Source organism: Streptomyces sp. NPDC002125, from assembly GCF_053593715.1.
Map to the genome: position 1 here is coordinate 40683 of NZ_JBSFDD010000034.1, position 22580 is coordinate 63262.

Here is a 22580-nt window from a genome sequence, read left to right on the forward strand (position 1 = left end):
ACGGGTCGCGAGACCCCCGCACCGACGAAGGGACTCTCCCCATGGCCACCGATTCTCCGGCGGACACCGCCCCGGGCGCACCGACCGTCGCGGTCCTCGGCACCGGGATCATGGGATCGGGGATGGCCCGCAGCCTGCTCAGGGCGCGGCTCCCCGTCCGGGCCTGGAACCGTACGCGCGCCAAGGCCGAACCGCTGGCCGCCCACGGCGCCACCGTGACGGACACTGCCGAGGAAGCGGTACGCGGGGCGGACGTCGTCCTCACCGTGCTGAACGACGGCCCGTCCGTGGCCGAGACCCTGACCGCGGCGACGCCCGGCCTGCGCCCGGGACAGGTCTGGCTGCAGAGCTCCACCGTCGGGCTCGACGCCACCACCGAGCTGGTCCACCGGGCGGCCGGCCTGGGACTCGTCTACCTCGACGCCCCCGTCTCCGGCACCAGACAGCCCGCGGAGCAGGGCACCCTCACCGTGTTCGTGTCCGGACCCTCGGGCGCACGAGCCACGGCCCTCCCCGTCCTGGACGCGATCGGGCAGCGCACCGTATGGGTCGGCGAGGACCCCGGAGCCGCCACCCGGCTCAAGCTCGTCGCCAACACCTGGGTGATCAACCTGGTCAACGGTGTGGCGGAGTGCCTCAATCTCGCCGAGGGTCTGGGGCTCGACCCGCAGCTGTTCCTCGACGCGATGAAGGGCGGCCCGCTGGACACGCCGTACCTCCAGGCCAAGTCCGCCGCCGTGCTCACCGGCGATCTCAGCCCGAGCTTCGCGCTCTCCACCGCACTCAAGGACTCCCGGCTGATCCTCGACGCGGCCGGGGCCGCGGGGGTGAGACTCGATCTGGTCGCCGCCTCCGCCGAGCGCTTCGGCAGGGCGGAGGCGGCCGGACACGGTGACCAGGACATGATCGCCACGTACTACGCGGGCCGCCCCGAGTAGGAAGCGGCGCCGGCGCGTACGCCGAGACGCACGTCAGACCACGGTCACCGGGTGCCTCACCACCGCGTCGAAGAGGTAGCCCTGCGTGTTGTGCGCGGTCGTCTCCGGCTGGGTGCGGCCCGAGCGGTCCGTCGCCCGCGCGAGCAGCACGCCGGGGCCCGTCTCCTCCGGGACCCAGTCGGCCGTCCACCGCACCCAGCTCCCGGACCTGGGCTCGTCCCGCAGCCTGGCCGGGCGCCAGTGGCCGCCGCCGTCGGTGCTGACCTCGACGCGGCTCACGGGCGCGCCCCCCGACCACGACCTGCCGGTGAGCAGATGCCGCCGGTGCGCCGCGAACGAGGCACCGGGGGCCAGCTCGAACGCGCTCTTGAGCGTCTGGCGGGTGAGCGGCGCGCTGCCCTCGGGGGGATGACCGGGGCCGAACAGCCGGTACAGGCCGGTGTTCCACGGGGTCAGCAGCGGTTCGGCGCTCACCTCGATGTCGCCCACCCACTTGATGTTCGCGATGCCCACCCAGGACGGCACGATCAGCCGGACCGGGGCGCCGTGGTCGGGCGGCAGCGGCTCGCCGTTCATCTCGTACGCGAGGAGCACGTCGTCCAGGGCCTTCGCCACCGGCAGCGGTCTGCGGACCCGGCCCAGATTCGTACCGTCGCTGACGACCTCCGCGTCCAGCCCGCGCGGCAGCACGTCGACGGCGTCGCTGCCGATCCCCGCCAGGCGCAGCACATCGGCCAGCCGCACCCCGCGCCAGCGTGCCGTCCCGATCGCGCCCAGGGTCCACGCCGTGCCGCTGACCGTCTGGCCCTGCTGCGAGGTGAAGAAGCTCCGCCCGTTGCCCGCGCACTCGACGAACGCCGTCCGGGACACGGACGGCAGGGCGAGCAGGTCCTCGTAAGAGAAGTCCACCGGGCCGCCCGTGAGTCCGCTGCCCCAGACGGTCAGCTTCCAGCCCGCCGCGTCCAGGACCGGCGTCGCGGTGTGGTTGCGGACGAAGAAGCGGTCGGCGGGGGTGAGCAGCCCGGTGTCGCGCAGCGCCGCGAAGTTCGTCTCCGCGTTGGTGCCGCGGACCGTGAACAGCTCCGGCGGCAGGGGTTTCACCACCCCGGCGAGGGTCTGCGCCGCCCGGGCGGAAGAGGCGAGCGCCGGGACCAGCGGTGCGGCGACCGACGCGGCGGCCACCAGCTTCAGCAGATCACGCCGGTCGATCCCGGCCGATCTGGCACGGCCGGCGGCCCATTGGCCCAGCCGTATCCGGTCGTACGCGGCTTCGGACGGCGGTACGGACGACATGAGCGCTCCAGGGGGAGATCGAGGGGAGGCGCCCGCGAACCGGGGCAGGGAGTCCGCCGCCCCGCGCGGCCGGGCGGCGGACTCCCTCTCACACGCCTCCGGCGGCCGGCGGCCTACTGGTCAGTGACCGTAGAGGCCGCCCGAGCGGGTACGGAAGCGACTCGCGCACGTGTCCACGAAGCTGCAACGCCGCCGCAACACAAGGCGCAGGACCGGCCCCCACCGCCGGGGACCGGCCCTGCGCCGGCTCGCTGGTCCGGTCTCTCCCGCTCAGTCCTGCGTGAGCATCCCGCTGCGCAGCTTCCGCAGGATGCGGCTGAGCAGCCGCGACACATGCATCTGCGAGATGCCGAGCTCCTCGCCGATCTGAGCCTGTGTCATCTCCTGGCCGAACCGCATGTCGATGATGCGGCGCTCACGTGCGTCGAGCTCGCCCAGCAGCGGGGCGAGCGTGTGGAGGTTCTCCACCGACTCCATCGCGGGGTCCGGTTCGCCGAGTACATCGGCGTACGTGCGCCCGCCGACCGCGCGGCTCGCCGGCTCCGAGGTGTCGGACGGCATGTCCAGCGATCCGGCCGTGTAGCCGTTGGCCGCGACGATGCCCTCGGTGACCTCTTCCTCCTCCAGGCCGAGGTGCTCGGCGAGCTCCGCCACGGTCGGGTCGCGGTCGAGTCCGGCCGCCAGGGTCTCCTTCGCCTTCGCGAGGTCCACCCGCAACTCCTGCAGCCTGCGCGGCACATGGACGGACCAGGTGGTGTCCCGGAAGAAACGCTTGATCTCGCCGACGATGTACGGCACGGCGAACGACGTGAACTCGACCTCACGGGAGAGGTCGAAGCGGTCGATGGCCTTGATCAGGCCGATGGTGCCGACCTGGACGATGTCCTCCATGTCGCCGCTGCCCCGGTTGCGGAAGCGGCCGGCGGCGAACCGCACGAGGGAGAGGTTCATCTCTATCAGTGTGTTCCGGGCGTACTGGTACTCATGGGTGCCCTCTTCGAGGACCCGCAGACGGTCGAAGAAGAGCTTCGACACCCTCCGCGCGTCCTGCGGGGCGATCCGCCCGGCGTCCTCGATCCAGGGAAGTCCGTCCGGGACGCCTGCCCGTTCCGCCGCTGTGGTGTGCGCGGTCTGTGCAGTGTGCGCCGTCATCCCGTCACGCTCCTCGGGTCGTGGGCCTTGAGGTGTAGGCGCCTGCCCGATGGGTGGCAACTCATGCACAGGAAGGCTGTTTTGAGCCAGACCGGTTCCCGTATTGGCCGGGAAGCTTCATGATCGCCCCCGGGGGGCGTGGCTGCGGAGCCCTCGTGGGCGCGGGAGCACACAGAACCGCCCCACCGGTACGGGGGAGCCCGGTGGGGCGGCCGTATCCAGAGTGCCACAGCCCGGGGTCTGTTGGGGCCGTATCCGGACCAGCGGTACACGATTGGCCGGACCTGCACACGTCCCCCCTTTCTGTGTGCTCCGCCGGCCCGCCGGACGGGCCCGCTGATTGCACGCCGGAAGGGTCCGCTGATTGCACGTTTGTGAACAGAGGGCCGCACGGGAATAGGTATGCGTCGAAACGGGCTTTCACCCCTGTCGCCGGCCCCCGATCCCCGACGGAGTGAGAGAGTCCATGCCCGAGGTCACATCCCCGCTCACGCAGCCGCCCACGCTCCAGGCCCCGCCCGCGGCCGCGTCGCAGGAGCCCGAGCCGTCACGGAGTGCCGGGCCCGGGCCCGAGGGTGAGGCCGCCCATCCGCTGGACAACCCCGCCCGCTCCTCCCTGACCGGCCCCCACGCCCACTTCGCCGAGCGGAGCGGCCGCATCCTGCGTTACCAGCCCGACGTCACCCCCTGGCTCGCCCTCCCGGACCACCCCGACGCCCAGGACTGGGCCGATGTCGCCAGTCTCGCGGGCCCCGGCGCGTCCGTCACCCTCACGGCCTTCCGTGAGCCACCGCCGGCCGACTGGGAGATCGTCTTCCACGCGGAGGGCGTACAGATGGTGGACCGGGCCGTGGACGCCGCACCCGACCCGGAGGCGGTGCTGCTCGGCCCGGCCGACGTACCGGAGATGCTGGACCTGGTCGAGCGGACCCGCCCCGGCCCGTTCCTGCCCCGCACCGTGGAGCTCGGGACCTATCTCGGCATCCGCCGCGACGGGGTCCTGGCCGCGATGGCGGGCGAGCGTCTGCACCCGGCCGGCTGGACCGAGATCAGCGCGGTGTGCACCGACGAGTCCGTGCGCGGCCAGGGGCTCGCGAGCCGCCTCATCAGGGCCGTCGCCCACGGCATCAGGGAACGGGGCGAGACCCCCTTCCTCCACGCGGCGGCATCGAACACCGGCGCCATCCGGCTCTACGAATCCCTCGGCTTCACCCTGCGCCGCAGGACTGCCTTCCTCTCCGCGATCGTCCCGGCGGACGCGGTGACACGGACCCGCGCCAGGACCCCGGACCAGGGGACGGGTAGTTTGGAACAGGTGGGGCGGTAGCGGCCGATATGCGGGAGGCGCGGCGTGGTCAAAGGGCTCCGGCGCCCGTCGGCGGCGCGCGACGCGTCGCCCTGGTCCGATCCGGGTGAGACGGAAGCGGGCGCCGCCCGCATCGGGTCCTGGGCGCTCGCGCTCGGCATGCTCCTCCTGACCTTCGCGGTCGTCCTGCTGGACGCGCTCACCGGCTCCGACCTGCCGCTCATCCCGCTCCTGGTCGTGCTGCCGGCGCTCGCCTCGGTCTTCTGCACGGTCCGCCAGACCACCGGAGTGGCGGTATGGGTCACGCTGGTCGTCGTCGGTTCCCGCATCGCCGCGACCGGGGCGTTCTGGGACGTGGTCTTCCTCATCGGCTTCACGGCCCTCGCCAGCGCTCTGGGCGTCGTCGCCTGCGCCGCGCGCATCCGGCACGCCACCGAGGTGGCCAGGCTCCGCTCGGCGGCCGTGGCGCTTCAGCGGCAGATCCTGCGCCCGCTCCCCATCGTCACGCGGCAGGTCCTCGCCCAGGGGGCCTACGCGCCGATCGAGGAGGACCGCTTCGTCGGCGGCGACATCTACGAGGTGGTCCAGTCGCCGTACGGAACCCGGGTGATCATCGGCGACGTCCAGGGCAAGGGGCTGCCCGCCATCGGCGCCGGTTTCGCGGCCCTCGGCGCCTTCCGGGAGGCCGCGGTGAAGGAGCGGGAGCTCACCGCCGTGGCCGACTCCGTCGAGGACGCGGTCGTCCGGCACAACGCCTTCTCCGGCGAGAACGGGGAGGAGGAGCGCTTCGTCACCGCCCTCCTGCTGGCCTTCGACGACGGCGACCGGGTGCGGGCCGTCAACTGCGGCCATCTGCCGCCACGGCTGCTGCACGACGGCGAGGCGTCCCCGGTCACCCTGCACCGGACCTCCGTACCCCTCGGCATGGCGGAGCTCGGCGGTGAGGCGCGGGCGGCCGAGTCGTTCGGCTTCCCGCCCGGTGCCGCCCTGCTGGTCTTCACCGACGGGGTGACCGAGGCGCGCGACGTGACCGGCGACTTCTACCCCCTCGACCAGCGGCTCGGCGGATGGGCGGACCGCGAGCCGTCCCAGGTCCTGGAAGCGCTCCTGGACGACCTGGAGGGCTTCTCCGGGGGAGTACGGCGCGACGACATCGCCGTACTCGTCCTCAGCAGACCGCAGGGGAGCGGGAGTGCGGCGCGGGCCCCCGGGGCCGCCGCGGCCTCCGGCCCCACGAAGTAACACGCGCACCGCTCTTGACGCGTTCACGGCCCTCGGGAACGCTCATGGGAGCGCTCCCGCAGTCCGTGTGCGGGAGCGCTCCCGCACGTTCGTCGCGACAGAGGATGGACCACACCCATGCGCACCAGAGCGACCCTGTTACGAGCCCTGCCGCTGGCCTGCGCGGCGGCTCTGCTGATGACCGTCCAGGCGGTCGCGGCCGGCCCCGCGGACACGGCGCGGGCCGACGGGGCGGCGGAGCGGACCGGCGACCGGAGCACCCGCCTCTACACGCCCGACGCCAACCCCGGCGCGTACAGCCAGGCCCTTGACCTCGCACGCAAGGGCCAGCTGCGCGACGCCGCGGGCATCGTGGCCATGGCCCGCACGCCGCACGCCGTCTGGTTCGGGGACCAGAGTCCCGCCGTCGTGGAGAAGGAGGCGAAGCGGGTCGTCCGAGAGGCGTCGGCACAGCGCTCCGTCCCGGTCTTCGCCCTCTACAACGTCCCCGGCCGGGACTGCGCCAACTACTCCGGCGGCGGAGCCTCCACGACCGCCGAATACCGCGAGTGGATCGACGCCGTCGCCCGGGGCATAGGCGGGCGCGAGGCCCTGGTCGTCCTGGAGCCGGACTCGCTCGCCCTGCTTCCCGCCGACTGCGGCCAGGACGACGCCGAGGGCACGAGAACGGCCGCCCGCTACACCGAGGTGAACTACGCGGTCGACACCCTCGAACCGCTCGCCAGGACCAAGGTCTACCTCGACACCGGGCACCAGGGGTGGCACTCGGTCAACAGCATCGTGCCGCGACTCCTGAAGGGCGGAGTGGAGCGGGCCACCGGCGTCTACACCAATGCCTCCAACTACCACACGGAGGACGCCAACACCTGGTACGGCACCCTCATCTCGTCCTGCCTGGCCTACGTCGACAAGGGTGGCGACAGCGCCGAGTGCCCCAACCAGTGGTGGCCCCGGGCCGACGCGCAGTCCTGGCTGGACGCCAACGTCGACACCGACCCCGCCCGGATGAAGCACTTCGTCACCGACTCCAGCCGCAACGGTCTGGGCACCTGGACGGCACCCGCCGGGAAGTACACCGACGCACAGGAATGGTGCAACCCGCCGGACCGCGGCCTGGGCGCCCGGCCCACCACCAGCACGGGCGACCCGCTCCACGACGCCCGGCTGTGGATCAAGATCCCGGGAGAGTCGGACGGACTCTGCCTGCGCGGCACGGAGGGTCCCGAGGACCCGGAGCGCGGCACCGTGGACCCCGCCGCCGGAGCGTGGTTCCCCCAGCAGGCACTCGAGCTGGTCAGGCTCGCCCAGCCGCCCCTGCTCTGACGAGACCCGCCGGCCCGGCGCGTACAGGCACCGGGCCGGGCGAAACCCGTGCGTGTGAGTTCGGGGGCGGACCGAGCCGGCTCCGCCCGCCCCCGGCCTGACGGGCCGTCGGCGCGGTCCGGTTCCGGTGGGCGGAAAAATCCACCGGGGCCCGCCCGCCGGACGGGTAGCATGGGTGCCATGGGTACCTTGTACTTCTTTCTCTGAGTTCCAGCCAGGACGCCGCCGCGTGACGGCGGCCGTCGCCGTGTGACGCCGAGCGTCACGCCCGCGCGACGCGGTCCTTCCCGCTGTCCGACGACACATCGGCCCCGCAGCGCGCCTCTGTCCGCGACGACGTGCGTGCCGCCGAGGGCCCGTCACCTCAGGGAAAGCATCCATGTCTCTTCAGTCCCACCCTGCCCAGCTGGCCATGAGCGACGTCTCCAAGACCTACGGCGACCGCTCCGTCCTCGACCAGGTGTCCCTCACCGTCCGCCCCGGCGAGAAGGCGGGCGTCATCGGCGAGAACGGCTCCGGCAAGTCCACCCTGCTCCGGCTGATGGCCGGAGCGGAGGCCCCCGACAGCGGTGACATCACCGTCGGCTTCCCGGGCGGCACCGGCTACCTCTCCCAGACCCTCGCCCTCGACCCCGGCAGCACCGTCCAGGACGCCGTCGACGAGGCACTCGCCGAACTCCGCGCACTGGAGCGCCGCATCCGCGCCGCAGAGCAGGAGCTCTCCGAGGAGGAGCCCACCGACGCGCGGCTCGGCGCGTACGGCGACCTGCTCACCGCCTACGAGCGGCGCGGGGGATACGAGGCCGACGCCAGGACCGGAGCGGCCCTGCAGGGACTGGGCCTCGGCTCCCTCGCCCGGGACCGCAGGCTCGGCTCGCTGTCCGGTGGCGAGCAGTCCCGGCTGGCCCTGGCCTGCGTGCTGGCCGCCGCTCCGGAACTCCTGCTGCTCGACGAGCCCACCAACCACCTCGACGCCGACGCCGTCGGCTGGCTGGAGGCCCATCTCCGCGCCCACCGGGGCACCGTGGTCGCCGTCACCCACGACCGGGCCTTCCTGGAGCGCGTCACCACCGTGATCCTGGAGGTCGACCGCGACCTGAGGAACGTCTCCCGCTACGGGGACGGCTGGGACGGATACCGCAGGGCCAAGGCCGCCGCGCGCGCCCGGTGGGCTCAGGACCACCAGGAGTGGCTGACGGAGCTGGCCCGTACCGAGGAACAGGTGAACGCGGCGGGGCAGCGGCTCGCGGGCACAGGCAAGGACCCGGGGCAGGGCTTCGGAAAGCACCGCAGGTCGCACGAGGCCAAGCTGTCCGGCCGGGTCAGGGCGGCCAGGACCCGGCTGGAGGCACTACGCCGCTCACCCGTCCCCGCGCCGCCCCGCCCGCTGCGCTTCACCGCCCGGCTCGCCGTCGTGTCCGGGGACGGAACCCCCGTGGAGGGGAGCGGCGGCTCCGGTCCCGTCGCCGAGCTGGACGGCGTCGTCGTCGGCGCACGCCTGGACGTGCCCTCCCTGCGCGTGGGGCCCGGGCAGCGGCTTCTGATCACCGGACCCAACGGCGCGGGCAAGACCACCCTCCTGCGCGTCCTGGCCGGTGACCTGGCCCCGGACGCCGGTACGGTCCGGCGGCACGGCCGGATCGGCTACCTCCCGCAGGAACTCCCCGCCCGCCCCACCCGCCGCACCCTGCTCGCCACCTTCGCGGCGGGCAGGCCGGGACACCCCGACGAGTGGGCCGACGAGCTCCTGGCGCTCGGCCTGTTCCGCCCGGAGGACCTGACCGTGCCCGTCGCGGCCCTCTCCGTCGGGCAGCAGCGCAGGCTGGCCCTCGCGCGGCTGGTGACCCGCCCGGCGGACCTGCTGGTCCTCGACGAGCCGACGAACCACATCGCGCTCGGGCTGGTCGAGGAACTGGAGGCCGCGCTCCAGCAGTACGAGGGAGCCGTCGTGGTCGTCTCGCACGACCGCAGCTTCCGCGGACGCTTCACCGGCGACCGCGTCGAACTCCGTTCGGGCCGGGTGGCGACCGGCACCGGGGCCTACGCCTGCGAGGGCGCGCGGCCCTCCCGTACGTAGGCGAGCAGGCGCTCGACGAAGACCCGCTGGCCCGTGACCAGCCGTTCGAGGGCCTCGTCCGGGGTGCACCAGGCGAACCGGTCCATCTCCGGGAACTCCTGCCGCACCCCGGACCCCCTCGGCCACTCCATGGTGAAGGTGCCGGGAACCGCCTCGGCGGGGTCGAGCGAGGCCTCCACGGCCCATACGGTCACGGTCTTGCCGCCCGACTGCCGTGCCTCGCCGAGCGGAACCCACTCACCGTCCGGCAAGGCGAGCCCGAGCTCCTCCTCGAACTCCCGCCGGGCGGTGGCGGACGGCTCCTCGCCTGGGCCCTGCTCCCCCTTGGGGACGGACCAGGCAGCCGTCTCACGGTGGGCCCAGAACGGCCCGCCCATGTGGCCGATCAGCACCTCGGCGTCCCGGCCGCCGTCCGGGCGGGCGACGATCCGGAAGAGGAGAATTCCCGCACTGCGCCTGACTGTCGACATGTCGTCAAGTGTGGGGCGCGGTCCGCGCGAAGGCCACCGATCCGGGCCACCCCGGGTCACTCCTTCGCCGCACACTGTTTCTCCTGATGTCCCCGTTGTCCTCTGGTGCGACCCACCGTGTCCGGTCATGCTGACCGCCGACAGCGTGAATCGCGTGCAATCCGCTCCGCACCAGGAGGATTTGTGGGCCTTGGCACCTTCCGCAGCACCCTGCGTCCCCTCGTGCTGCTGGCGACCGTGGCGGTGGCGGCGGCCGGGGCCGTCGTACCCGCGGCGGCCGACACGACTCCGGACCCCCGTCCGCACACCACCGCCGAGAGCCTCAGACCCGTCGCCCCGCCGGCGCCGAGCGCCCCGTCGGGCGAGGCGGCATCCGTCGTGGACGGCGACGGCATCGAGACCGCCCGCGCCACCCGCCCCCTCGCCCCCGGCGTCAGCCTGAGCTCGTACGACCGGCTGGAGTCCGACAAGTGGCTGCGGGTCGACACCCTCTCGGTCGATCTGGACGGCAGCGATGTGCGCGCCGACTACCTGTCGTCGGGCAAGGTCTCGGACCGGCACACGGTCTCCGAGCTCGCCGCCGGGCACGACCCGGGGAAGGGCCGCCGTACCGTCGCGGCGATCAACGCGGACTTCTTCGACATCAACCAGACCGGAGCGCCCCAGGGCCCCGGAATCCAGGACGGACGTACGGTCCACTCCCCGGCCGCGGGCGCCAACCGCGCGGTCGGGATCGGCCCGGAGAACGCGGGCCGCGTCCTGGAGCTGTACTTCGAGGGCACGCTGACCCTCCCCTCGGGTGAACACCCGCTGGCCGCCTACAACGCGGCGAACGTACCGGCCGGCGGTGTGGGCGCCTACACCTCGGCCTGGGGGAGCGCCGACCGCGCCCTGACCGTCGACGCCGCGCTGCCCGTCGCCGAAGTGGCCGTCCGCGACGGCGAGGTCGTGTCCGTGTCCGGCACCCCGGGAACCGGGCCCGTGCCCGAGGACACCGTGGTCCTCGTCGGCCGGGAGGCCGGTGCCGCCCTGCTGGGCGCGCTGGAGCCGGGCGACCCTGTCTCCGTCGCATACCGCGCGCGCACCGACGGCGGAGCCGTCCCGCGTACCGCGGTCGGCGGCAGGGAACTGCTCGTCGTCGACGGCGTGGCGCAGAACCACGACGGCGAGGGCAACAACACCGCCGCGCCGCGCACGGCCGTCGGCTTCTCCAAGGACGGCCGGACCATGCAGGTCGTCACCGTCGACGGCCGCCAGGCCGACAGCGGCGGCGTCACCCTCACAGAGCTCGGCGCGATGATGCGCGGCGCGGGCTCGTACAGCGCGCTGAACCTCGACGGCGGCGGCTCCTCGACGCTCGTGGCCCGTGAGCCGGGCAGCGACGAGCTCCAGGTCGAGAACAGCCCGTCCGACGGCAGCGAGCGCACCGTGCCCAACGGCCTCGCCCTGACCGCCCCAGACGGCAGCGGCCGGCTCGAAGGGTTCTGGGTGGAGACGCGTACGCCGGCCGGCGCCGCCCCCGGCGACGACCCGGTCACCGGAGGCCATCCCGAGCGGGTCTTCCCCGGACTGACCCGCAGGCTCACCGCCGCCGGATTCGACGAGACGTACGGCCCCGCGGCGGGCGCACCGCACTGGCGTGCCGTCAGCCCGGCGATCGGCAGCGTCGACCGGCAGGGCACGTTCACCGCGCGTCGTGGCGGCACGACCGAGGTACGGGCCGAACGCGCGGGCGCGCACGGCGGGACCACGCTCACGGTCCTGGACAGGCTGGCCCGGATCCAGCCCACCACCACGCGGGTCGGGCTCGCGGACGGGGACGCCACGGGCTCCTTCGGCATCGTCGGCCTCGACGCCCACGGCACGAGTGCCCCGATCGAGCCCGCCGACCTCACCCTCGACTACGACCGCGCGCTGTTCTCCGTCGAGGACGACGGAGAGGGGTCCTTCACCGTACGGTCCCGCACCGGCACCGGAGCGGGACAGATCAGGGCCACCGTGGCGGGCGTCAGCACCACCCTCGCGGTGAGCGTCGGGCTCGGCGAGCAGGCGGTGTCGGACTTCGAGGACGCCGGATCCTGGAAGTTCAGCCAGGCCCGCGCCGACGGTTCGCTCGGTGCGACACCCGAGGGGCACACCGGCACAGGCCTCCGGCTCACCTACGACTTCACCCGCTCGACGGCGACGAGGGCCGCCTACGCCGCCCCGCCGCAGCCGGTCGCCGTGCCGGGTCAGCCGCAGGCGTACACCCTCTGGATCAAGGGCGACGGCAACGGCGCCTGGCCGACCCTCCATCTGAAGGACGCGGCGGGCTCCGACCAGCTGCTGCGCGGTCCCTACATCACCTGGACCGGCTGGCGGCAGGTCACCTTCGCCGTGCCGCCGGGCGTGGCGATGCCGCTGTCCGTGCACCGCTTCTACCTCGCCGAGACGGCGGCGGCCCGGCAGTACACCGGCGAGATCGTCGTGGACGACCTGACGGCCCAAGTCCCGCCGACCGTCGACCTTCCCGAACAGGCCGTACCCGCCGACCCGTTGATCGACTCCGCCGCCACGACCGAGGGCAGGGACTGGCAGTTCGCGGTGATGTCCGACGCCCAGTTCGTCGCACGCGAGCCGGACAGCGCCATCGTCCAGCAGGCCCGCCGCACCCTGCGCGAGATCAAGGCGGCCCGGCCCGACTTCCTGGTCGTCAACGGAGACCTCGTCGACGAGGGATCGCCCGCCGACCTCGCCTTCGCCCGCCGGATCCTGGAGGAGGAGCTCGGCGACGCGCTTCCCTGGTACTACGTGCCGGGGAACCACGAGGTGATGGGCGGGAAGATCGACAACTTCGTCACCCAGTTCGGTCCTGCGCAGCGCGTGTTCGACCACCGGGGCACCCGTTTCCTCACCCTCGACACGTCGAGCCTCAGCCTGCGCGGCGGAGGATTCGCGCAGATCGAGCGGGTCCGCGCCCAGCTGGACGCGGCGGCGAAGGACCCGTCCGTCAGCTCCGTGATGCTGATCGAACACGTGCCGCCGCGCGACCCGACCGCGCAGAAGGGCAGCCAGCTGAGCGACCGCAAGGAGGCCGCCCTCGTCGAACAGTGGCTCGCCGGCTTCCGCCGTGCGACGGGCAAGGGCGCGGCCCTCATCGGCAGCCACGTGGGCGTCTTCCACGCCTCGCACGTCGACGGCGTCCCGTATCTGGTCAACGGGAACTCCGGCAAGGCCCCGGCGGGCCCTGCCGACGAGGGCGGATTCACCGGCTGGACCCTCGTCGGCGCCGACCGCGTGACGTCCGGTGAACAGGCCGCGGCGCGCCGCCAGCCCTGGCGGGGCGGACCCGACTGGGTCTCCGCCCAGACGCGCGCCCATGTCGACGCCCTGTCCCTGGACGCGCCCGCCGAGCTCGTCGTGGGGGAGCGTACGAGGGTCGGCGCGAGCGTCACCCAGGGAGCGCGGACGGTGCCCGTCGCCTTCCCGCTCAGCGCCGACTGGACCGGCTCCCCGAACGTGCGCGTCCCGGACGCGGACGACGCCCGCGGGCGGCACATCGCGACGCTGGACCCGGCCACGGGCACGCTGACCGCGCTCCGGCCGGGCACCATCACCCTCGCGGTGTCCGTCAACGGAACCACCCGGCAGGTGCGGATCGCGATCGCGGCAGGGGCGGCGGTGAAGCCAGCCGCCTGACAGACCCTGCCCGCCCCCACCGCCGCACGGCCCCCGGACCCGCCCGGGAGCCGTGCGGTGTTCCGTTGTGGTGGCCAAGGGCCGTGCGGGTGTTGGCATTTGGTGCGCACTGAGCCTTGCGCCGGTTCCCACCAGCCCCATAGGTTCCACGCTGGAACGGAGTGGGAGCGCTCCCAGTTTCCCTGCCGGGGTGTCCTCACGGGCACCCCGGCTCTACCGAAGGGACATCATGAAGAGCCCCGTCCGCTTACTGCGGTCCATCCGCACCAAGGCCGCGGCCCTGTTCGTGGCAGTGGCCTCGTGCGCGGCCCTCGCCACGGCCGCCGCACCCGCGCACGCCGACACCCAGATCTGCGAGCAGTACGGCACGACCGTCATCCAGGGCCAGTACGTGGTGCAGAACAACCGCTGGGGCACCTCCGCCGAACAGTGCGTCAACGTCACGGCGAACGGCTTCGACGTCACCAGGGCCGAGGGCTCGGTGCCCACGAACGGGGCACCCAAGTCGTATCCGTCCGTCTTCAACGGCTGCCACTACACGAACTGTTCACCCGGCACGAAGCTCCCCGCGCAGCTGAGCACGATCAGCAGCGCGCCGAGCAGCGTCAGCTACCGGTACGTCGACAACGCCGTCTACGACGCGGCCTACGACATCTGGCTCGACCCCACGCCGCGAACGGACGGCGTGAACCGCACCGAGATCATGATCTGGTTCAACCGGGTGGGCCCGGTCCAGCCGGTGGGCTCGCAGACCGGGACCGCCACCGTCGCCGGGCGCAGCTGGGAGGTGTGGACGGGCAACAACGGCGGCAACGACGTGATCTCGTTCGTGGCCCCGTCCGCGATCGCGAGCTGGAGCTTCGACGTCATGGACTTCGTGGACGCGACCGTCGCCCGGGGCATGGCACAGAACTCCTGGTACCTCACCAGCGTCCAGGCCGGGTTCGAGCCGTGGCAGGGCGGTGCCGGCCTCGGGCTCGGCTCGTTCTCCTCGTCCGTCGAGCTGGGCGGAGGCAGCGGCGGCCCGGTCGAGCCGGAGGAGCCCGAGGAGCCGGCCGAGCCCGGCGCGTGCCGGGTGAGCTACACGGCGAACTCATGGGCCGGCGGATTCACCGCCGACGTCAAGGTCACCAACACGGGCACCACCGCGGTCGACGGCTGGGCGCTGGGCTTCACCCTGCCGGCGGGCCAGACCGTCACCCAGGCGTGGAACGCGACGCTCACCCCGTCCTCCGGAACCGTACGGGCCGTCAACGCCGCGTTCAACAGACGGCTCGAGCCCGGCGGCAGCCAGTCCTTCGGCTTCCAGGGCGCCTACTCGGGCACGTACGCCAAGGCCACGCAGTTCACCCTCAACGGGGCGGTCTGCACAACGGCCTGAGCCCCACCCCCTCGGACCCGTGCCGGCCGCCCTTCCCTACAGGGGCGGCCGGCACGGCCGGCTCACGTCTTCCGGTATCCGTAGGCGTCCGTGGCCGCCGCCTCCACGGTGTCCAGATCGCCGCCCGCCGACGCGGTCACCAGCGCGGCGACCGCCCCCTCGACGAACGGCGCGTCCACCAGCCGTGCCCCGTCCGGCAGTTCCGCGCCGTCCGCCAGCATCGACTTCACCGTGAGCACCGCGCTCCCGAGGTCCACGAGCAGCGCCACGCCGGCGCCCCTGTCGACCTTCCTTGCCGCCTCGGCGATCAGCTCCGTGCTCGTCCCCAGGCCGCCGGCCGAGGTTCCGCCCGCTGCCGCCACCGGCGCCGTCGCGCCACCGGCCGCCAGCCCGATGGCCAGTTCGGCCACGGCCGCCGCGACCGGGCCGCTGTGCGAGACGAGCACGATCCCGACCTGGTTCTCCTCGCTCATGCCCCGCCTCCACCGCTCGGTTCCCCGGCCTCGGCGAGCGCCCCGATCAGCAGCGCGGCCGAGGTGGCCCCGGGGTCCTGGTGCCCGACGCTGCGCTCACCCAGATAACTCGCCCGGCCCTTGCGCGCCCTGAGCGGTACCGTCGCCAGCGCACCGGCGAGCGCCGCGTCGTGGGCCTCCCCGAACGAGGAGCCCACCGCCTCCACGGCGGGGAGCAGCGCGTCGAGCATCGTCTTGTCCCCGGCCTGCGCGCCGCCGAGCTGCGCGACCGCCGCGACACCCACCCCGAGCGCCTCGGCCAGCTGACCGGGGTCCACCTCGCCCGAGTCGCCCAGCGCCTTGCCCGTTCGCCGCAGCAGGGTCCCGTACAGGGGCCCGGACGCCCCGCCGACGGTCGAGATGAGCTGCCGGCCCGCCAGCGTCAGGACGGCGCCGGGCGTGGCAGGGGCCTCCTTCTCCAGGACCTCGGTCACCGCGGTGAAGCCGCGCCGCATGTTGCTGCCGTGGTCCGCGTCCCCGATCGCGGCGTCGAGCTCGGTCAGCCGGTCCGCCTCACGGTCCACGGCAGCCGCGGTGGCGGCCATCCAACGGCGGAAGAAATCGGTGTCGAGCACAAGATCTCCTGTTCCTCGCAGACGGTGGGCGATCTCCGTCACCGGCCCCAGCGGAGCGCGGGCGTCTGTACGGGCGCGTCCCAGAGCCGCACCATCTCCTCGTCCACCTGGCAGAGCGTCACCGAGCACCCCGCCATGTCCAGCGACGTCACGTAGTTCCCCACCAGCGTACGAGCCACCGGCACACCCCGCTCCGACAGCACCCGCTGGACCTCGGCATTGAACCCGTACAGCTCCAGCAGCGGTGTCGCCCCCAGGCCGTTGACGAGCACCAGCACCGGACCGGCCGGCCGCAGATCGTCCAGCACCGCGTCCACGGCGAAGTCGGCGATCTCCCCCGAGGTCATCATCGGACGGCGCTCCCGGCCGGGCTCGCCATGGATGCCGATGCCCAACTCCAGCTCGCCCGGCGGCAGATCGAAGGTCGGGCTGCCCTTCGCCGGTGTGGTGACGGAGCTGAGCGCCACCCCGAAGCTCCGCGAGGACTCGTTCACCCGGCGCGCCATCGACTCCACCCGCTCCAGCGGGGCCCCCTCGTCGGCGAGCGCCCCGGCGATCTTCTCGACGAACAGGGTCGCCCCCGTGCCGCGCCGGCCCGCGGTGAACGTGCTGTCGGCGACCGCCACGTCGTCGTCCACCAGGACCCGTGCGACCTGGACCCCCTCGTCCTCGGCGAGTTCGGCGGCCATGTCGAAGTTCAGCACGTCACCCGTGTAGTTCTTCACGACGAAGAGCACGCCCGCGCCGCTGTCGACCGCGGCGGCCGCCCGCACCATCTGGTCCGGCACCGGCGAGGTGAAGATCTCCCCGGGGCACGCGGCCGACAGCATCCCCGGCCCGACGAACCCCGCGTGCAGCGGCTCGTGCCCCGACCCGCCGCCCGAGACCAGCGCCACCTTCCCCGCCACCGGCGCGTCACGCCGGACGACGACGCGGTTCTCGGGGTCCACCACCAGCTCGGGATGGGCGGCGGCCATTCCGCGGAGTCCGTCCGCGACGACGGTCTCCGGCACGTTGATGAGCATGCGCAACGGTTCCTCCTGGGGGAGCGCGCCGGCCGGTCGTGGCGACCGGCCGTCAGCATGAATCCGGTCCTCGTGTCTCAGGTGCGTACGCCACCCAGTATCGAAGAGACACGCGTGATCGGGAAGCGACGCGTCGCGGGGAGGCGCGTCCGGTCCGCTCCGTGGGAGGGAAGTCCCGGAGGGCTGCGGACCGCCCTCACCCGTCCCGTGTGACGGCGGTCGTGAGCCACTCGTCGAAGGTCCGCACGCCCCGGGGGCCCGGCCCCGCGGGGAGCTGACCGCCGCCCGCCATGGCGGCCCCCGCGGCGCCCGGGACCCGCACGGGCAGCACCAGCCTGCGCTCACCGCGAGCCCGCAGCACCTTGCGCACCAGGTCGACGAGCTGCTCCTCGCGCGGTCCCGCGAACTCCGGCGCCATGCCCCGGGGCGGAGTGAGCACCAGCTCCACCAGATGCCGGGCCACCTCCTGGGCCGCCACCGGCCGGATGCGCATCCGGGGCACGACGGCGAGCGGCTTCGGGCTCCGGTCGAGCGTCTGCAGGACGAACTCGTGGAACTGCGTGGCCCGCAGCACGGTCCACGGCACCCGGCCGCCCCGCACGGTCTCCTCCTGGGCCAGCTTGCCCTGGTAGTAGCCGTGGCGGACCCGGTCGACGCCGACGACGGACAGCGCGAGGTGGTGGCCGACTCCGGCGCGCGCCCCGGCGTCCAGCAGATTGCGGCCGGCCGTGCCGAAGAAGGCCACGGCCTTGGCACGGCCGAGCGTCATCATGTTGCTCACGTCGATGACCGCCACCACCCCCTCCAGCGCCGCGTCGAGTCCCGTGCCCGAGACCAGGTCCACGCCGTGCGACCGCGCCAGCACCACCGGCTTCTGGCCCGCCGCGGTCAGTTCCCCGACCACCAGCCGGCCCACCACCCCTGTTCCGCCCGCCACCGCCACGCGCATGTCCTGCTCCTTCGTTTCCCGGGGCGAGCCCTCAGCCTCGTACGCAGAACTCGCGGTCGGTCAGCCACTGCCCGAACCAGTCGCTCAGCGGCACCGTGATGCACCATCCGTTCTCGTTCGGGTCGGGCGTGGGCACCGTGGGCGCCGGCTTGTCGGGCTTCGGCGCGGGCGTCGTGACCGGGTCGGGAGCTGAGGGCCCGGTGTCCGGCAGTCCGCTCAGCTTCTCGCGGAACACCTGCGAGGACTCGGGGTTCTCCGCGCACTGCCACACGCCGTGCGGGCAGTAGTCCGTGATCGTCTGGTAGACCGGCTTGTGACGGTCGAACCACTCCAGCATGCGGCGCATGTACTCGGGATTGTCGCCGTTGCGGAAGAGTCCCCACTCCGGATACGAGACGGGCTTGCCGTGCTCGGCCGCGAAGTCCACGTGCTTCTGCAGGCCGTACGGCTCGTTCACCTGCTCGTCGAAGGTTCGCGCGGGCGGCTGGTCATAGGAGTCCATACCGATGATGTCCACGACGTCGTCGCCCGGATAGCACTCGGTCCAGGGCACGGCGTCCCGCCCCCTGCTCGGCGCGAAGTCGAAGCGGAACTTCTGCCCGGAGACGGACCGCATCGTGGTGACGATGCGGTTCCAGTACTCCTTCCACGCGACGGGATCGGGCCCGCACCTGTGCGTGTACGTCGTGCCGTTCATCTCCCAGCCGAGCACGATCACCGTGTCCGGGACGCCCAGCAGGACCAGACGCTCGGCCAGCTTGCGGAAGTGCTCGTCGAACTGCCCGGCGGCACCGGCCCGCAGCAGGCTCCGCACCTCGGAGTCGGAGACGCGCTCCTCGTTGCGCTCCAGCATCGGGGTGTTGAGCACGAACATCCGGTCGTCCGCGGCCCTGCGCCAGGCGGCCCACGAGGCGAGGAAGCCCGGGCGGCCCTCGATGTTCTCCCAGAGGTCGCCCGGCAGATAGGTGTGCCCGACGCGCAGCTCCGTACCCCCGAGCCAGCGCGAAAGCTCCTCCATCCGCTGGATGCCCTGGGGGCCGTAGTCCAGATAGGCGCCGATGGCGGTCGTTCCGCCGGCGACCGGCGGGGCCGGCGCGGCGCTCTTCCCGGACTGGGTGTCACCGGCGTCCTGATTCGCGACGAACGCTCCACCGACGAGAAGGCCGAGCGCGGCAGCCCCGGTGCCGAAAGTGACGAGACGGCGCTGTACGGGCACGGCTCCTCCTTGGGTTGTGGCCTGTATCCGACCCTTTCGACCCTAAGGAGAAAGATTCAACTATGGGTGGTGGTAACGCCGGTGAATAGACCATTAGCGACACGCGCAGGATCATTGCGCCCCATTCGGGTGACAGAATTCGAAGGTGAAGGGGAGCGAGCCCACGCGATTGTCGAAATTCGAATCGATCAGACGCGGTTCTCCCCCCGCCCTGACCCCCGCCCGCCGGGTGAGCAATTCCCGGAAGAGCGCCTTCATCTCCAGTTTCGCCAGATGCGCCCCCAGACAGTGGTGGGGGCCTCCGCCACCGTATCCGAGATGCGGATTGGGGGACCGGGTGATGTCGAAGGAATCGGGGTCGTCGAAGACGGACGCGTCCCTGTTCGCGGACGCGTAGAGGAGGACGACCTTCTCCCCGGGCACGAACGTGCGCCCGCCCAGGGCGCACTCGGCCGCCACCGTCCGGCGGAACTGGATGATCGGCGTCGAGTGCCGCACGATCTCGTCGATCGCCCCGTCCGCGTACCGGTCGAAGTCGGACTCCAGGAGCTCCCGCTGCTCCGGATGCCCGGTCAGCAGCACCAGCCCGTGGGCGATCGCGTTCCTGGTGGTCTCCACGCCGGCGACGAGCAGCAGCGAGAAGAACGCGCCGAGCTCACGCGAGGACAGGGCCCGGCCGCCGACATCCGCCCGGACGAGCGCGGAGACCAGGTCGTCCTCCGGGACGCGGCGCCGCTCGCGGGCGACGGCCGCCATGTCCATCTGCATACGGGCCAGGGAGCGCAGCCCGCGCCCCGGCACCCGCACCCTGGCCAGGCCCCTGCGCCGGACCCCGACGTACTCGGACGCCAGGTCGATGCGCGAGGCGATCCGGGCCCGGCGGGACACCGGGATGCCCATCAGGTCGCAGATCACCTCGAACGGCATTCGGGCGCCCGCCGAACGCATGAAGTCACCGGGGCCCTCGGCGGCCATCTCGTCCGCCAGCCGCCGCGCGACCGCGCCGATGTTCTCCTCGGCGGCGGCCAGCAGTCTCGGGGTGAAGGCGCGGGAGATGGTCCGGCGCAGCCCCGCGTGCTCGGCGCCGTCCATGTTGACCATGGAGTTGCCGAAGACCGCCTTGGCCCAGCGCGCCGGCTCCGGGGTGGTGACGCCGGGCGCGCTGGCGAAGACCTGCGGCTGCCTGCTGGCCGCCCGCACGTCCGCGTGCCTCACCAGCGCGTGGAAGGGCGCGCCCGAGCCCGCACGCGGAGTGAAGAGGACCGGTGCGTCGAGCTCCCGCAGCCGGGCGAACGCGGACAGCCGTTCGGACCTGGGCAGCCGCCAGAAGCCGGGATCGGCCAGGTCGGCGGAGGCTTCCCTCGGCACACGGCCGTTGCGTACCTGCGTCTGCGTGTTCATGCACAACCTCCCGGAGCTCGGACGGCCATGCTGTCCCGGCGTGCCGCACCGCACGGCCGACACGGCCGGACCGGCGGGCTGATTCCCACGGTCGCGCGATGCGTCCGTGCTGCGTAACGGATGAGAACCGTTCGAGCCCCGTCTCGTTGCCACTCACGAGCGAGACATCTCGCACGTGCGGACGAGAGGCAGGTACACCCATTATGAACCCGACCACCGGCGCGAGCGGGGAACCGTCCCGGACCACCGGCCCGGCCCGCCGCGCCGTACTGCGCACCGCCTTCACGGCGACCGTGGTCGCCTGCACCGGCGGCGTGCTCGCCCCGGTCCTCCTCCGGAAGCCGGAGGGCGTGTCCCCCGGCCCGGACCGGGACGCCGTGGGGCCCGAGCGTTTCTCCGAGGTGTACAAGGGCCGTGACATCCGGGGCACGGCCACCGCCGACCCGGCGGACGCGCACCCGTTCGCCGGTGCGCAGCCCTACGCGGGCGCACAGCCGCTCACCGGTGCGCAGCCGTACGCGGGCGGAGCCGGCGCGGCACCGGACGCCGAGATCCACATCGACGGCAGGGCGCTGCATGTCATGCGCCGCGCGGACGGCACCTACCTCAGCACCGTCAACCACTACGAGTCGTTCCCGACGCTCCGGGAGACCGCCCGCGCCGCGGTCGACGAGCTCGGCACCGCCCAGCTGTCCGCCGTCTCCCCGCACACCATCTGAACCCTAAGGACGAACACGGGTGTACAACCGCAAGAACCAGCGCGATCTGACGCGCACCGAGAAGAAACGCCTGGTCGACGCGATCCTGGAGCTGAAGCGCTCGGGACGTTACGACGAGTTCGTCAGCCTGCACCGGCAGTACTACGTCACCGACGGCGAGAGCGGGCCGCGGCCCGCCCACATGACACCGTCATTCTTCCCCTGGCACCGCAGGTACCTGCTGGAGTTCGAGGAGGCGCTCCGGTCCGTCGACTCCCGCGTGTCGATCCCCTACTGGGACTGGACCCGGGACAACACGGCGAGCTCCTCCCTCTGGGCGGAGGACTTCCTCGGCGGCAACGGCAGGCCCGGCGACCGGCAGGTCATGACGGGGCCGTTCGCCTACCGGCGGGGGAACTGGCGCATCCGCGCCGGGGTCACCGACGACCCCTTCCTGCGGCGCAATCTCGGCCGCCCCTCCTCGCCGGTCACCCTGCCCCGTGCGGCGGACGTGGACCGCGCGCTGCGCGACCCGGTCTACGACACCGCGCCCTGGAACAGCGTCAGCGCCACCGGTTTCCGCAACAGGATCGAGGGCTGGGGCATCCGGGAGGGCCGCGGTGTGGCCAACCACAACCAGGTGCACCGCTGGATCGGCGGGTCGATGGGGGGCGCGGCGTCGCCCGACGATCCCGTCTTCTGGCTGCACCACGCCTTCATCGACCTGCTCTGGGCGCGCTGGCAGAAGGCGCATCCGCGCTCGCGCTATCTGCCCGCCCGTGAGCTCCCGAAGGACGACCCGCAGCGGGACCGGGTGTTCCCGGCCGACCGGCCCATGCCGCCCTGGGACGTGCGGCCCTCGCAGCTCATGGACCACACGCGGCTCTACCGGTACGTCTGAACGGCGCAGCGCGAAGGGCCTCCCCTTCCCGCCCTGGGGCGGGAAGGGGAGGCCCTCACGGTGCTGCGGGGGAGATCAGTGGCCGTAGCCGTACCCGCCCTTGTCCTCGTGGCTGTCCGAGACGTTGGCGCAGGTGTTGCCGAACGCCGGGTTCAGCAGCGCGATCACGTTCACGGTGTTGCCGCAGACGTTGACCGGGACGTGCACGGGCACCTGGACGACGTTGCCCGAAAGGACGCCGGGGGAGCCGGCCGCGACGGCCTGCGCGCCGGAGTCGGCGGTGGCCATGCCGGCACCGCCCGCGAGCAGGGCACCGGTACCGGCCATGACGGCGGCCGCCTTCGAGATACGCGACATCAGTTCTCCTTGAGAGGGACGAGACCGGCCGCCTGGATTGCGGCCGCTGTGCACTGACAACGCGGAAGTCGACAGACGGTAACGGA

At 72.8% G+C, this 22580-nt stretch carries 19 protein-coding genes; 9 read left to right on the plus strand and 10 right to left on the minus strand.

Annotated features, from left to right (window positions below; all coding sequences use genetic code 11):
• Positions 1–41 precede the first annotated feature (41 nt).
• Positions 42–938, plus strand: coding sequence for an NAD(P)-dependent oxidoreductase (locus tag ACWCQM_RS36360; protein WP_450919348.1), 897 nt, complete (start codon positions 42–44; stop codon positions 936–938).
• A gap of 33 nt (positions 939–971) precedes the next feature.
• Here ACWCQM_RS36360 and ACWCQM_RS36365 read toward each other — a convergent pair whose 3' ends face one another.
• Positions 972–2231 (minus strand): sulfite oxidase, encoded by a 1260-nt coding sequence (locus ACWCQM_RS36365; RefSeq protein WP_450919349.1) that lies wholly within the window; start codon positions 2229–2231, stop codon positions 972–974.
• Positions 2232–2501: 270 nt separating this feature from the next.
• The gene (locus ACWCQM_RS36370) at positions 2502–3383 is read right to left on the minus strand and encodes an RNA polymerase sigma factor SigF (protein WP_450919350.1); all 882 of its coding nucleotides are present in this window, start codon (positions 3381–3383) and stop codon (positions 2502–2504) included.
• 466 nt (positions 3384–3849) lie between these two features.
• Here ACWCQM_RS36370 and ACWCQM_RS36375 point away from each other — a divergent pair, with 466 nt between their 5' ends.
• From ACWCQM_RS36375 to abc-f, 4 genes are all read left to right on the plus strand, one after another.
• A complete protein-coding gene (locus ACWCQM_RS36375) occupies positions 3850–4710 on the plus strand; it encodes a GNAT family N-acetyltransferase (protein WP_450919351.1) in 861 nt (286 codons plus the stop codon).
• A 24-nt stretch (positions 4711–4734) separates the two neighbouring features.
• Positions 4735–5931, plus strand: a complete 1197-nt coding sequence (locus ACWCQM_RS36380; RefSeq protein ID WP_450919352.1) for a PP2C family protein-serine/threonine phosphatase — start codon at positions 4735–4737, stop codon at positions 5929–5931.
• Between the two features lie 117 nt (positions 5932–6048).
• Positions 6049–7254, plus strand: coding sequence for a glycoside hydrolase family 6 protein (locus ACWCQM_RS36385; protein ID WP_450919353.1), 1206 nt, complete (start codon positions 6049–6051; stop codon positions 7252–7254).
• A gap of 379 nt (positions 7255–7633) precedes the next feature.
• Positions 7634–9331 carry a ribosomal protection-like ABC-F family protein gene (gene abc-f, locus ACWCQM_RS36390; RefSeq protein ID WP_450919354.1) on the plus strand — a complete coding sequence of 566 codons (1698 nt, stop codon included), beginning with the start codon at positions 7634–7636 and terminating at the stop codon, positions 9329–9331.
• Here abc-f and ACWCQM_RS36395 read toward each other — a convergent pair.
• A complete protein-coding gene (locus ACWCQM_RS36395) occupies positions 9295–9801 on the minus strand; it encodes an NUDIX domain-containing protein (RefSeq protein ID WP_450919355.1) in 507 nt (168 codons plus the stop codon). The two genes, abc-f and ACWCQM_RS36395, sit on opposite strands and share 37 nt — an antisense overlap.
• Before the next feature lie 183 nt (positions 9802–9984).
• Between ACWCQM_RS36395 and ACWCQM_RS36400 the strand changes: the two genes are divergently transcribed.
• Positions 9985–13479: a phosphodiester glycosidase family protein gene (locus ACWCQM_RS36400; RefSeq protein WP_450919356.1), complete on the plus strand. Its 3495-nt coding sequence runs from the start codon at positions 9985–9987 to the stop codon at positions 13477–13479.
• Positions 13480–13708: 229 nt separating this feature from the next.
• Entirely contained in the window at positions 13709–14860 is a 1152-nt protein-coding gene (locus ACWCQM_RS36405) for a GH12 family glycosyl hydrolase domain-containing protein (protein WP_450919357.1), read from the plus strand.
• A 62-nt stretch (positions 14861–14922) separates the two neighbouring features.
• Here ACWCQM_RS36405 and ACWCQM_RS36410 read toward each other — a convergent pair whose 3' ends face one another.
• The 6 genes from ACWCQM_RS36410 to ACWCQM_RS36435 form a co-directional block, all read right to left on the minus strand.
• Positions 14923–15333 (minus strand): PTS-dependent dihydroxyacetone kinase phosphotransferase subunit DhaM, encoded by a 411-nt coding sequence (locus tag ACWCQM_RS36410; protein WP_450919358.1) that lies wholly within the window; start codon positions 15331–15333, stop codon positions 14923–14925.
• Positions 15330–15947: a dihydroxyacetone kinase subunit DhaL gene (gene dhaL, locus ACWCQM_RS36415; protein WP_450919359.1), complete on the minus strand. Its 618-nt coding sequence runs from the start codon at positions 15945–15947 to the stop codon at positions 15330–15332. The genes ACWCQM_RS36410 and dhaL overlap by 4 nt, the downstream gene beginning before the upstream one ends.
• A 38-nt stretch (positions 15948–15985) precedes the next feature.
• Positions 15986–16972: a dihydroxyacetone kinase subunit DhaK gene (gene dhaK / locus ACWCQM_RS36420; protein WP_450919360.1), complete on the minus strand. Its 987-nt coding sequence runs from the start codon at positions 16970–16972 to the stop codon at positions 15986–15988.
• A 196-nt stretch (positions 16973–17168) separates the two neighbouring features.
• The gene (locus tag ACWCQM_RS36425; protein ID WP_450919361.1) at positions 17169–17921 is read right to left on the minus strand and encodes an SDR family oxidoreductase; all 753 of its coding nucleotides are present in this window, start codon (positions 17919–17921) and stop codon (positions 17169–17171) included.
• A 31-nt stretch (positions 17922–17952) separates the two neighbouring features.
• Positions 17953–19137 (minus strand): glycoside hydrolase family 26 protein, encoded by a 1185-nt coding sequence (locus ACWCQM_RS36430; protein WP_450919362.1) that lies wholly within the window; start codon positions 19135–19137, stop codon positions 17953–17955.
• A 111-nt stretch (positions 19138–19248) separates the two neighbouring features.
• On the minus strand, positions 19249–20538 hold the full coding sequence (locus ACWCQM_RS36435) for a cytochrome P450 (RefSeq protein ID WP_450919363.1): 1290 nt from the start codon (positions 20536–20538) through the stop codon (positions 19249–19251).
• A gap of 203 nt (positions 20539–20741) precedes the next feature.
• On the opposite strand from ACWCQM_RS36435, the gene ACWCQM_RS36440 reads away from it, so the two are divergent.
• Together ACWCQM_RS36440 and ACWCQM_RS36445 are read left to right on the plus strand one after the other, a co-directional pair.
• On the plus strand, positions 20742–21257 hold the full coding sequence (locus ACWCQM_RS36440; RefSeq protein WP_450919364.1) for a tyrosinase family oxidase copper chaperone: 516 nt from the start codon (positions 20742–20744) through the stop codon (positions 21255–21257).
• A gap of 19 nt (positions 21258–21276) precedes the next feature.
• The gene (locus ACWCQM_RS36445) at positions 21277–22137 is read left to right on the plus strand and encodes a tyrosinase family protein (protein ID WP_450919365.1); all 861 of its coding nucleotides are present in this window, start codon (positions 21277–21279) and stop codon (positions 22135–22137) included.
• 75 nt (positions 22138–22212) lie between these two features.
• Here ACWCQM_RS36445 and ACWCQM_RS36450 read toward each other — a convergent pair whose 3' ends face one another.
• Positions 22213–22494: a chaplin gene (locus tag ACWCQM_RS36450; protein ID WP_450919366.1), complete on the minus strand. Its 282-nt coding sequence runs from the start codon at positions 22492–22494 to the stop codon at positions 22213–22215.
• Positions 22495–22580 lie beyond the last annotated feature (86 nt).